Annotated in this window: 13 protein-coding genes; 2 read left to right on the top strand and 11 right to left on the bottom strand. The window is 70.3% G+C overall.

Annotation, left to right across the window (positions count from 1 at the left end; all coding sequences use genetic code 11):
* Positions 1-71: 71 nt before the first annotated feature.
* The 3 genes from ACFXJ8_RS11055 to ACFXJ8_RS11045 form a co-directional block, all read right to left on the bottom strand.
* The gene (locus ACFXJ8_RS11055; protein WP_379643682.1) at positions 72-380 is read right to left on the bottom strand and encodes a hypothetical protein; all 309 of its coding nucleotides are present in this window, start codon (positions 378-380) and stop codon (positions 72-74) included.
* Positions 381-475: 95 nt separating this feature from the next.
* Positions 476-817 carry a DUF202 domain-containing protein gene (locus ACFXJ8_RS11050; protein WP_379643681.1) on the bottom strand — a complete coding sequence of 114 codons (342 nt, stop codon included), beginning with the start codon at positions 815-817 and terminating at the stop codon, positions 476-478.
* Between the two features lie 2 nt (positions 818-819).
* Complete coding sequence (locus ACFXJ8_RS11045) at positions 820-1,152, bottom strand: YidH family protein (RefSeq protein WP_379643680.1); 333 nt, start codon at positions 1,150-1,152, stop codon at positions 820-822.
* Positions 1,153-1,219: 67 nt separating this feature from the next.
* Between ACFXJ8_RS11045 and ACFXJ8_RS11040 the strand changes: the two genes are divergently transcribed.
* The gene (locus ACFXJ8_RS11040; protein WP_379643679.1) at positions 1,220-2,122 is read left to right on the top strand and encodes a DUF3500 domain-containing protein; all 903 of its coding nucleotides are present in this window, start codon (positions 1,220-1,222) and stop codon (positions 2,120-2,122) included.
* Here ACFXJ8_RS11040 and ACFXJ8_RS11035 read toward each other — a convergent pair.
* The 7 genes from ACFXJ8_RS11035 to ACFXJ8_RS11005 are packed head-to-tail and all read right to left on the bottom strand — an operon-like array spanning position 2,119 to position 9,343.
* Positions 2,119-2,505: a hypothetical protein gene (locus ACFXJ8_RS11035; protein ID WP_379643678.1), complete on the bottom strand. Its 387-nt coding sequence runs from the start codon at positions 2,503-2,505 to the stop codon at positions 2,119-2,121. The two genes, ACFXJ8_RS11040 and ACFXJ8_RS11035, sit on opposite strands and share 4 nt — an antisense overlap.
* A gap of 54 nt (positions 2,506-2,559) precedes the next feature.
* Positions 2,560-3,861 carry an ABC transporter substrate-binding protein gene (locus ACFXJ8_RS11030; RefSeq protein ID WP_379643677.1) on the bottom strand — a complete coding sequence of 434 codons (1,302 nt, stop codon included), beginning with the start codon at positions 3,859-3,861 and terminating at the stop codon, positions 2,560-2,562.
* 14 nt (positions 3,862-3,875) lie between these two features.
* On the bottom strand, positions 3,876-5,060 hold the full coding sequence (locus ACFXJ8_RS11025; RefSeq protein WP_379643676.1) for a branched-chain amino acid ABC transporter permease: 1,185 nt from the start codon (positions 5,058-5,060) through the stop codon (positions 3,876-3,878).
* Complete coding sequence (locus ACFXJ8_RS11020; RefSeq protein ID WP_379643675.1) at positions 5,057-5,944, bottom strand: branched-chain amino acid ABC transporter permease; 888 nt, start codon at positions 5,942-5,944, stop codon at positions 5,057-5,059. The genes ACFXJ8_RS11025 and ACFXJ8_RS11020 overlap by 4 nt, the downstream gene beginning before the upstream one ends.
* The gene (locus tag ACFXJ8_RS11015) at positions 5,941-7,785 is read right to left on the bottom strand and encodes an AMP-dependent synthetase/ligase (protein WP_379643674.1); all 1,845 of its coding nucleotides are present in this window, start codon (positions 7,783-7,785) and stop codon (positions 5,941-5,943) included. The genes ACFXJ8_RS11020 and ACFXJ8_RS11015 overlap by 4 nt, the downstream gene beginning before the upstream one ends.
* Complete coding sequence (locus tag ACFXJ8_RS11010) at positions 7,782-8,531, bottom strand: ABC transporter ATP-binding protein (RefSeq protein WP_379643673.1); 750 nt, start codon at positions 8,529-8,531, stop codon at positions 7,782-7,784. The genes ACFXJ8_RS11015 and ACFXJ8_RS11010 overlap by 4 nt, the downstream gene beginning before the upstream one ends.
* A gap of 35 nt (positions 8,532-8,566) precedes the next feature.
* Positions 8,567-9,343, bottom strand: a complete 777-nt coding sequence (locus tag ACFXJ8_RS11005; RefSeq protein WP_379643672.1) for an ABC transporter ATP-binding protein — start codon at positions 9,341-9,343, stop codon at positions 8,567-8,569.
* A 112-nt stretch (positions 9,344-9,455) separates the two neighbouring features.
* On the opposite strand from ACFXJ8_RS11005, the gene ACFXJ8_RS11000 reads away from it, so the two are divergent.
* Positions 9,456-9,713 carry a ubiquitin carboxyl-terminal hydrolase 14 gene (locus ACFXJ8_RS11000; protein ID WP_379643671.1) on the top strand — a complete coding sequence of 86 codons (258 nt, stop codon included), beginning with the start codon at positions 9,456-9,458 and terminating at the stop codon, positions 9,711-9,713.
* Here the strand turns inward: ACFXJ8_RS11000 and ACFXJ8_RS10995 are convergent.
* A complete protein-coding gene (locus ACFXJ8_RS10995) occupies positions 9,710-11,278 on the bottom strand; it encodes a Na+/H+ antiporter (RefSeq protein ID WP_379643670.1) in 1,569 nt (522 codons plus the stop codon). The genes ACFXJ8_RS11000 and ACFXJ8_RS10995 overlap by 4 nt on opposite strands.
* Positions 11,279-11,308: the final 30 nt, after the last annotated feature.

The following is an 11,308-nucleotide window of genomic DNA, read 5'->3' as shown; positions in this document are numbered from 1 at the left end:
CGCGGGGGGGGGGCCCGCCCCGGGGGGGGGGGGGGGCCCCCCCCCCCCCCCGCGCCCGTGGAAGGCGTGGTTCACATGATCGCCGCGCGCCAGGTGAACTTCAGCGGCATGTCCTGTGTCACCTCGCGAGGGGCGGGCACGGGTGGTTCCTGGTGCGTGGCGTATCCGGGGGGGAAGGTCGTGATCTGGACCGCCCCGCACTTCGGACAGCTCCTGTCGGAGGTCGCCGGCTGGACGGCCACCCCGGACCTCAGCCACACCTCGACGTCGTTGCCGTGGCTGTCGGTGGTGTGCTTGACGAGGTACTCCTCCTGCCAGGTGTGCCAGCAGCACTGACACTCGAACGGCCACGTCTCCCGTGCGTCGTACCCTTCGTGCACGTGGATCACCTCCGAGCTGGTCTTCTACGAGTGTCCGCCTCTACCAGCCGCCCTCGCAACCCGTTGACATGGCAAGAAACGCCCTGGAGGAGTGCTCAGCGGTGGGCCAGGCTCATGGTGACGACCAGGCAGACCGAGCCGCCCACCACGCACAGGGTGCCGATCCAGGCCGCCAGCGCGTCGGGCCTGCTGTCGAGCGGATCGCCGTTGTGCAGGGCCCGCTGGACGTGGCGGAAGCGGGCGGCGGTGCGCGCCAGCAGGATCCCTCCGCACAGCGCGGCCAGCGCGAACACCGCGATGAACAACGGGCCGAGCCCGGCGCGCGCGCCCAGCCCCGCCGCGGCCAGGCCGCCGGTGGACAGGGCGACGGCGGTACGCACCCAGGCCAGACGGGTGCGTTCGCTCTGCAGCCCCGGATCCCAGATCTCGGTCGACACGGTCAGGCCATCAGAATGAGCACGAGCGCCACGACGGCGACGGCGGCCACGCCGTACCCGAAGACGGCGGCCAGTGCCGGCGGCGGCAGCGGCGTCTGGTTGCGCAGCGCGCGCTGGATGTTGCGCCAGCGCGGGTAGGCCATGCCCGCGGCCAGCGCGGCGAGCAGGACCAGCAGGACGGCCAGCGCGGTGCGCACCCACGGCACGAAGATGTCGTCGGAGACCGCGGCCATCGCCACGCCGCCCGCGCACAGCGCCAGCGACGTGCTCAACCAGGTCAGGAAGGTCCTCTCGTTGGCGAGGGTGAACCGGGGATCGGGCTCGGTGCCGTTCATGGGTCCACGCTAAATCGACCCCATTTCCCCTAGAGAAGCCGGGATAGGCGATCCTGGTGCCATGCTCATGGCGGAGACAGCGTCCCGGTTCCTTGCCTGCCTGACCCCCGAGCAGCGACTGGCGGCCGCCCACGAGTTCGGCGACCCGCTGCGGCTGCGCTGGACCTATCTGCCCACGTCCAGGCCCGGGGCGTCGCTGCTCGGGCTCGGCCGCGACGCGCGCAAGGCGGCGCACCTGCTGCTGGCCACCGCGCTGTCACGGCACGCGTTCGCGCAGGTCGTGACCATCATGGCGATGGAGGAGGTGCTCGACCTCGACGAGGGAGGACGCAACGGCCGCCACAGCGACGACTACCACCTGGCGATCTTCGGCAGGCCGGGGGCCGAGGAGTGGGGCTGGCGCTTCGAGGGCCACCACGTGTCGGTCACGGCGACGATCGCGGGCGGGCGGGTGGAGGTCGCGCCGCTGTTCCTCGGCGCGAACCCGGCGACCGTCCGGTACGGCGCGGCGGCCGTGGTCAGACCGCTGCCGCTGGAGGAGGAGCTGGCCAGGGCGCTGGTGACCGGCCTGCCGCCGACGCTGCGCGATCAGGCGGTCGTCGCGGACGTGGCGCCGTCGGACATCCTCACCGGCACCTCCCCGGTGGTCGCGGCGCTGGAGCCGGCAGGCGTGCGCGGCGGCTCGCTCGCCCCGGCCCAGCGCGACCTGCTGGGCAGGCTGCTGGAGGTCTACCTGGATCGCCTGGCCCCGTCGCTGCGCGGCGCGCACGAGCCCGCCGCCTTCTCCTTCGCGTGGGCGGGCGCGCTCTCGCCGGGCGCGGGCCACTACTACCGGATCCAGGGCCCCGGGCTGCTCGTGGAGTACGACAACACCCAGGACGCCGCCAACCACGCGCACACCGTCATCAGGCGGCCCGGCGCCGACTTCGGCGCCGGACTGCTGGCCGCCCACCTGTCGGGCGAGGCCTAGCTGCAGGCCTCCTTCAGCTTGGTCAGGTACGCGGCGGTCTCGTTGCCGACCTGCTGAACGGCGTCGACCGCCTGGTTGGCGCTGGTGACGTCGAGCTTGCCCAGGCTGGCCGCCAGATCGTCCGTGGCCTGCTTGAGCGTGGTGTTGGACGCCGTGTCGGCCACCTCGCCGAGCTTCTTGGCGGCGGCGTCGAGCTCCTTCTCCATCGCGGCGGGGTCGTCGACCAGGCCGCTGATCTTGGCGACGGTCTCCGAGACTATCTTGGGGGCCTCCAAGCAAGCCTGGGCCTTGTCGACCGTCGCGTTGATCTCGCTGCATCCACTGGCGAAGACGACCACGGCGAAAGCCGCAAGGGGCACGAACCTGCTGGCAACGAGTCGCATGTCTCCGACACTAGCCAACGGCCGCGCCCCCCGCGCCGATCAGGACCGTGCTGATCAGGACAGTTTGGTGAAGCAGGGGCCGTCCATCGTGTATCCCTGCGCGGTCGCTCCCGTGAAGAAGTCCTTGACGGTCGCGACCCCGGTGGGCGCCGACTCGTCCACCTTGTTGATCAGCGTCTGGCGGAAGGTGGCGGCGTTGGCGTCGCCGGCGAAGTTGCCCGCCTCGGCCGGCAGCATGCCCTCGTAGTCGACGGTCGAGAGCGTCTTGACCGCGGCCAGCAGGCCCTTGCGGCTGACGTCGCCCCCGGCGACCATCTTGTCCAGCGCCGCCTTGAGCGGGTAGGACCAGGCCCAGCCCGAGGTGTAGCCGTCGTTCGGCGTCACTCCGGGCAGCGCCTCACGCATGGCCTCGTGTCCCGGGGTGTCCGAGCCGTACGGCTTGCCCGGTGACGACTGCTCGTACAGCGCCTTCAGCGCGGGCGCGGCCGGCGACTTGAGCAGGGCGGGGTTCCACGTCGGCCCGGTGCCGATGAAGCGCCCCTTGTAGCCCGCCGCGGCCGACTGGCCGATGATGGCCGCCGCGTCGGCGGGCCCGGTCGTCAGGATCACCAGGTCGGGCTTGTTCTTGGTGATCTCGGTGATCGCGCGGCCCTGCTCGGTGGCTCCCGGCGGGGTCTCGACCGCGGTGAACTCCAGCTTGTTGCGTTCGGCGGCGATCTTCGCGCCCGCCGCGGCGTCGGCGCCGTAGTCGCCCGCCAGGTGCACCGCCATCACGCTCTTGGGCTGGTAGACCTCCATCGCGTAGTCGACGGAATTCATCGCCTCGATGCAGTAGTTGGACCCGGTCTCGACGATGACATCCTCGAACTCCCACGCCGAGGTCCACGAGGCGGGAGCGGACACGACGCTGTTGGCCTTGAGGTCGTCGATGATCGCGGCGGTGGTCGGCGAGCCGAGCGTCTGCGCCAGGCCGAGCACCTTGTCCTTGATCTCGTTGTAGACCTGCCGGTGGGTCTCGGGGTTGTACTTGTTGTCCCTGACGTAGGTCTCGACGTCGACCTCGTACTTGCCGCCGATGCCGCCCGCGGCGTTCACCCGCTTCCAGAAGGCCTTCTGGGCGTCGGTGATGGGGACGGCCAGCGCCGCGAAGGGCCCCTGGGTGAGGTCGGAGATCGTGCCGAGGTAGATGCAACCCTTGTTCTTGTCGACCGCCTTGGGACACGGCTCGCTGGTGACTCCCGTGGCCACGGCTGCGCCGCCACCGCCCTTGCTGCCCTCGTCGTCCCCCCGGATGACGCCGCAAGCGGACAGAAGGGCCACTACCGCGACGCCGGTCACGACATAGCGACTCTTCACTCGATTTTCCTTTCTTAGTAGGAGAACGGCCAGGCTTTCCAGTAGTTGCGCACGCGGATCCAGATGCCGAACAGGCCGCGCGGCTCGAAGACGAGGAACAGGATGATCAGCAGGCCGTACAGGACCGTCTCGACCTGGAAGACGTTGGGTGTGACTGTGGTGTCGCCGCTGACGAAGGGCACCAGCGCGGGCAGCGACCTGGTCAGCGGCTGCAGCAGCGAGATGAACAGCGCGCCCGCGATCGCGCCCGACACCGTGGCGACCCCGCCGATCAGCACCATCGCGATGAACTGCACCGACAGCAGCAGGCTGAAGGAGCCGGGTTCGACGAAGCCGGTGATGCTGTAGAGCAGCGCTCCCGCGCAGCCGGCGTAGAAGGAGGAGATGCCGAAGGCCAGCACCTTGTAGCGGGTCAGCGGCACGCCCATGACCTCGGCGGCGATGTCGCGGTCGCGGATGGCCATGAAGGCCCGGCCGACGCGGGAGCGGGCCAGGTTGCGGGCGGCCAGCGCGAAGAGCACGAGCGCGGTCAGCATCAGCAGGTAGAGCAGCTGCTCGCGGGTGCCGAGCGGGCCGTCCTCGTCCAGCCGCACGCCGAAGAGCTGGGGCACCGCGGCCGAGCGGCCGACGCCTGGGCCGCCGGTGAGGCTGTCCCACTCCTTGAAGATGTGCTCGCCGAGGAAGACCAGGCCGAGCGTCACGACGGCGAGGTAGAGTCCGCGCAGCCGGGTCGCCAGCGGCGCGACCAGCACGCCCGCCACGGCGGCGGCGAGGCCCGCGGCGGGCAGCCAGATCCAGATCTCCGCGACGCCGAGGCCGATCGTCCTGCCGCCTGGAGGGCCCGAGAGCGCGGCCCCCGTGTAGGCGCCGATCGCGACGAAGAAGGCGTGGCCGAGCGAGACCTGACCGGCGTAGCCGGTGACGATGTTGAGCCCGATCGCGCCGATCGCCAGCACGTAGGCCCCGGCGAGCACCTCCAGCGAGCGGTCGGCCAGGACCACCGACAGCCCGAAGGCGGCCAGCACGAGCAGCGCGGTCCACACCTTCTTGGCCCTGGTGTCGAACAGCGCCATGTCCTGGGTGTAGGCGGTGTAGAGCAGCGGCCGCCCGCGCGGCCGCCGAGACCGTCCGGTCGGTATGTCGCGGGCCCGCGCCTGCTCGCGGGCGCGCTCCTTCGTCGGCGTCTCGCTCTCGCTCATACCCGCTCCACCTCTCTCGTGCCGAACAGGCCGTAGGGTCTGACCAGGAGCACGAGCAGCATCACGACGTACGGCGTGACCACCGCGAAGTTCTGCCCCAGCCACGGCGCGAACTCGCCCTGGTAGCTCTGGAACAGCGACTCGACCACGCCGATCGCCAGCCCGCCGACGACCGCGCCGCCGAGGGAGTCGAGCCCGCCCACGATGATCGCCGGCAGCGCCTTGAGCGCGATGATCCAGGTGAGCTGCTCCACGCCCTGGCCGGTGCCGACGAACATCCCGGCGATCGCCGCCAGGAAGCCCGCCAGCCCCCACGACATCGCGAAGACCATGCCGACCGACACTCCCTGGGCCAGGGCGGTCTCCTGGTCGAAGGCGGCGGCCCGCATCGCCAGGCCGTACCTGGTGAAGCGGAAGAAGGCGAACAGCAGCCCCACGAGCAGGGCCGTGACCGCGAGCATGGCCAGCCACCTGGTCTGCACGACCAGCGGGCCGAGCGAGACCTGCGTGAAGCCCCACGGGTCGCCCATCTGCCGCACGTCCCTGCCGATGAAGGCGTTGACGACGACTCGCACCACGACGTCGACGCCCAGCGTGATGATCGCGACGACGAAGACAGGCCTGCCCACCATCGGCCTGATCGCGATCCGCTCGATCGCCAGCGCGACCCCCGCGATCAGCAGCGCGGCCAGCAGCACGGCGGCGTAGAACCCGGTGACCTCGGCCAGGTAGCTGACCGCGACCGCGCCCGCCAGCATCAGCGAGGGCTGGGCGAAGCTGATCACCCTCGTCGCCTTGTAGATGATCACGAAGCCGAGGGCGAGCAGCGCGTACACCGACCCGTTGCCCAGCCCCCTGATGACCGACTCCAAAACGTCTATCACCCGCGGTACATCCCTTCGACCTGCTCCTCGAAGAGCTTGGCTATCGCGCTGCGCTTGACCTTCTGGGTGGCGGTCAGCTCGCCGTCCTCGTGGTCGAGCTCCTTGGGCAGGAACGCGAACCGCTTGACCTGCTCGACCCGGGCGAAATGCGCGTTGACGTCGTTGACGATGCCCTGGACCAGCTCGCGCACCTCCGGCTTGTCCGACAGGTCGCGGTAGGTCGTGTAGGACAGGCCGCGTCTGCGCGCCCACTCCCCCACGGTGTCCAGCTCGATGCCGATCAGCGCGACCAGGTAGGGCCGCTGGTCGCCGATCACCACCGCCTCCTTCACGTACGGCGAGGCCTTCAGCGCGTTCTCCACCTCGCTGGGCGCGACGTTCTTGCCGCCCGCGGTGATCAGGATGTCCTTCATCCTGTCGGTGATGCGGACGTGCGTGCCCTCCACCCACTCGCCGACGTCGCCGGTGTGCAGCCAGCCGTCCTCGTCCAGCACGTCGGCGGTGGCGCGCGGATTGCCCCAGTACCCGGCGAACGTGCCCGGATGCCGGGTGAGGATCTCGCCCGTGAGCTCGTCGATGCGCAGGTCGGTGCCCGGCTGTGGTTCGCCGACCGTGCCGAGCCTGATGCGGCCAGGCCTGTTGCCCGTGGCGATGGCGGTGTTCTCGCTCATGCCGTACACCTCGTGCATGGCCACGCCGATGCCCATGTAGAACTTGAGCACGGCGGGCGCGATCGGCGCGGCGCCGGAGGCGGCGTAGCGGACGCGGCGCATCCCGAGCCGCTCGCGCAGCGACCGGTAGCACATCAGCCAGCCGGCACCGTAGAGCAGCCGCGTGCCGGTGGTGTGGACGCCCCCGGTGCGTACCAGCGTGTCGCCGATGCGGTCGGCCACGCGCAGCCAGAACCGGGTGACGGCGCGCTTCAGCGGCGACGCCGAGTCGAGCTTGATGTTGACCTGGGCCAGGACCTTCTCCCAGATGCGCGGCACGCCGAACAGGATCGTCGGCTGCACCTCGCGCAGGTTCGCCTGGACGGTGTCGATCGACTCGGCGAAGTTGACCTGCACGCCCGCCGCCGCGTTGAACCAGACGGTGAACGCACGCTCGGCGACATGGCACAGCGGCAGGTAGGAGACGACCAGATCGCGCTCGGAAGGCGGCGGCGAGGTGAAGCCGCCGTTCTCGACCAGCGTCGTCACCGCGAACTCCACGTTGGCCACCGTGAGCATCACGCCCTTCGGCGGTCCCGTCGTGCCTGAGGTGTAGATGAGCGTCACCACGTCGTCCGGCTCGGCGCTCGCCATCCTGGCCTCCAGCGCCTCCGGGTGCGCGGCCATGTGCTCGGCGCCGACCGCCAGCAGCTCGGGCCACGACAGCAGCCGCGGGTCGGTGTAGCGCCCCCTGATGCCGCGCGGCTCCAGGTAGACGATCCGCTCCAGCGCGGGGCACTCGTCCTGGACGGCCAGCGCCTTGTCCACCTGCTCCTGGTCCTCGGCGAGGAGGATCTTCGCGCCGGAGTCCGACAGCAGGTAGGCCACCTCGGCCGGCGGGTTGGTCGGATACAGGCCGACCGTGATGCCCCTGGCCGCGACGATGCCGAGGTCGGCGTAGAGCCATTCGGGCCGGTTCTCCGAGTGCACCGCCACCCGGTCGCCCGGCTCGACACCCAGGGCGAGCAGGGCGTGGCCGACCAGCTCCACGTTCGCCCAGTAGGCGCGCCAGCCGACCTCCTTCCAGATGCCGAAGTCCTTGTGGCGCATCGCGACCGCGCCAGGAGTCTCCTGCGCCCTGCGGCGCACCCTTGTGGCGACGGTCTGCGTCCTCGTGAGGGTCGTTGTCATGCGGCGCCTCCCAGGTACGCCTCGATGACCTTCGGGTCCTGCTGCACCCGCGCGGGCGTGCCGAGCGCGACTGGACGGCCGAAGTCGAGCACGAGCACCCGATCGGCCAGGTCCATCACCAGTCCCATATCGTGGTCGACGAGCACGATGGGGATGCCCAGCTCGTCGCGGATGTCCAGGACGAACCTGGCCATGTCCTCGGTCTCCTCCAGGTTCATCCCGGCGACCGGCTCATCCAGGAGCAGCAGCCGCGGCTCCATCGCCAGCGCGCGCCCGAGCTCCACCCGCTTCTGGATCCCGTACGGCAGCAGCCGCACCGGGTGCCTGCGCCAGGCTTCCAGCTCCAGGAAGTCGATGATGTCCTCGATCCTGGCCCTGGCGGCCAGCTCCTCCCTCCGGGCCCGGCCGAACCAGGCGATGGCGGCGGGGGCGCCGTACCGGAAGTGGCAGTGGCGGCCGAGCATCAGGTTGTCGAGCACGGTCAGGTTGTCGAACAGCTCGACGTTCTGGAAGGTGCGGGCCATACCCATGGCGGCGATGTCGTGGGGGCGTTTGGTGAGGAGGTCCTCGCCCCGGAAGGTGACCGAGCCGCGCTGGGGGCGGTAGACGCCGGACAGGACGTTGAAGACGGAGGTCTTGCCCGCGCCGTTGGGGCCGATGACGGCGAACAGCTCCGTGGGGCGGACGTCGAACGACACACCGTCGATCGCCTTCACCCCGGCGAAGGAGAGCCGGATGTCGCGCACGTCGAGAATGTTGCTCTGTTCTGATGTGGGGGCGGTCATGAGAGCCACCGCTTCCGTCTCTTGTAATGCTTGACGTCCCTGAAGGACCTGGCGGCTCCCTCGGCGCCAAGGCCCAGGTAGAACTCCCTGATGTCCTCGTCGGCCAGCAGCTCCCCCGCGGGCTTGTCCATCACGATCTTGCCGGTCTCCATCACGTAGCCGTGGGCCGCGATCGACAGCGCCATCGTCGCGTTCTGCTCCACCAGCAGGACCGTCGTCCCCTGCCGGTTGATCTCGACGACCAGGTCGCGGATCTGCGCCACCAGCGCGGGCGCCAGCCCCAGGCTGGGCTCGTCGAGCAGCAGGTAGCGGGGCCCGGCCATCAGTGCCCTGCCGACCGCCAGCATCTGCTGCTCGCCGCCCGACAGGTAGCCGGACACGCTCCTGCGCCGCTGCTTCAGCACGGGGAAGAGGGTGTAGACCCGGTCCAGGTGCGAGGTGGCCGAGGTGTGCCCGCCCACCTTGAGGTTCTCCTCGACGGTGAGCTCGCCGAGGATGCGGCGGCCCTCCATGACCTGGCTGATGCCGAGCCGTACGATCTGGGCGGGTCTCATGGTGTGGATGGGCTCGCCGTCGAGCGTGACGGAGCCCTTGGTGATCTCGCCGTCGTGGACGTCGAGCAGGCCGGACAGGGCGCGCAGGAGCGTGGTCTTGCCCGCGCCGTTCGCCCCGAGCAGCGCGACGATCGAGCCTGGGCGCACGGCGAGGCTCACTCCGCGCAGCACGAGCATCACATCGTCGTACACGACCTCGAGATTGCGAACCTCAAGCACGCGGGCCTCCTAGGTGGGGACCCCCCGATGAGGAAAAGAGTCGCCTCCGCCACGCGCCCGATCAATAGGTGCGACCAAATTGGAACCGTGTTCTGGTCCTAAGCTTCTTGCCATGGCAATTTGCGAGCATCTTTCCAAGGCCGGCGACCCACCCGCGCGCACGCCCGACGGCTGCGAGGAGTGCCTGGCGACAGGGGCGCGATGGGTGCACCTGCGCCGCTGCCTGGAGTGCGGCCACGTCGGCTGCTGCGACTCCTCGCCCAACAAGCACGCCACCGCGCACTACCGTGAGGCGGGGCACCCGGTGATGCAGTCCTTCGAGCCCGGCGAAGACTGGCGGTGGTGTTTCGCCGACAGCAAGATGGGCTAGCGCTCCAGGATCGCCTCTTCGAAGTCGAGCTCCGCCGTGACGCGGCGGAGCACCTCGTCGTCGAGCCGCCGCTCGTCGCGCAGCCGGACGAACACCGCGCGCTCGGCGTCGAGCATCTCTCTGCGCAGCCGCCGGTAGAGGCGGCTCGGCGTCTCGACGCCGCCCTGGCCGGTGCCGCCGCCCAGCCGCTCCCACGCGGTGAGCGCCCTGCGCTCGGACTTGGCGCGCAGCATGTCGATCACCTCGCGGTGGATCTCGTCCGTCTCCTCCTGCTCGAGGATCTCCTCCAGCCTGGCCAGGCCCGCCTCGACGGCCGCCTGCTGGGCGGCCGCCTCCGACAGGTTGTCCTCGTACTCCTCGCGCTCGCTGGAGACGCGCAGCTTCCTGATCAGGGTGGGGAAGGTCAGGCCCTGCACCAGCAGGGTGAGGATCACGGTGGTGAAGGTGAGGAACAGCAGCAGGTTGCGTTCGGGGAAGTCGTCGGGGATGGCGAAGGCGGCGGCCATCGACACCACGCCGCGCATGCCCGCCCAGCCGACGACCACGACGTCCTGCCATGGCGGCCGCGCCGCCGTCCTGCTCCGCAGCAGCGGCAGGTACGCGGCGGGGAAGACCCACACGAACCTGGCCAGCACGGTCACCACGAAGATGACCAGCACATAGACCGCGACCTCCCACGGGCTGCGCCCCACCAGGCCGCTCAGCACCGGCACCAGTTGCAGGCCGATCAGCGCGAAGACGATCGACTCCAGCAGGAAGTCGGTGACCTTCCACACCGAGGTGAGCACCAGGCGGGTGCCCGCGCCCGTGCGGTGCATCCGGTGGCCCAGGTAGAGGCCGACGATCACCACCGCGATCACGCCCGAGGCGTGGACGGACTCGGCACCCAGGTAGGTGGCGAACGGGATCAGCAGCATGACCGTGTTCTCGACCAGCGGATCGCGCGCCCGCTCCAGCAGCCAGCCGGACACCACGGCGACCACGACGCCGATCACCACGCCGCCGACCGCGGTGTAGAGGAACTCGCCGAAGCCCTGCAGCAGGCTGATGCCGTGTCCGGCCGCCGCGCCGATCGCCACCCGGTAGGCGGTCAGCGCCGTCGCGTCGTTGAACAGGCTCTCGCCGATGAGGATCGTCAGCGATCTGCGCGGCAGACCCAGGCGCCGCCCGACCGCGACCGCGGCCACGGCGTCGGGCGGGGCGACGATCGCGCCCAGCGCGAACGCTGCGGCCAGCGGCAGGTCGGGCAGCATCAGGTGCACCACGCCGCCGACGACCACCGTGGTGAACAGCACCAGGCCGATCGACAGCAGGCCGATCGCCCGCTTGTTCTCGCGCAGGCTGAGATAGGAGCTGTCGAGCGCCGCCGAGTAGAGCAGCGGCGGCAGGAACACGTAGAGGATGAGCTCAGGATCCAGCGCGATCGAGGGCACCAGCGGCGAGACCGCCAGGCCCACGAGCACCAGCAGCAGCGGCGCGGGCCAGCCCCTTCGCCTGGCGACCCACGCCACGATGATCGAGCCGCCGGCCACGAGCAGCCAGTACAGACCCGTTGACGCGTCCACGTGCTCCCCCTGTTACCGCCGGGCCTGACC

The organism is Nonomuraea sp. NPDC059194 (assembly GCF_042754765.1).
Taxonomy (GTDB): Bacteria; Actinomycetota; Actinomycetes; order Streptosporangiales; family Streptosporangiaceae; genus Nonomuraea.
This window is presented reverse-complemented; position numbering and strand designations above follow the sequence as displayed.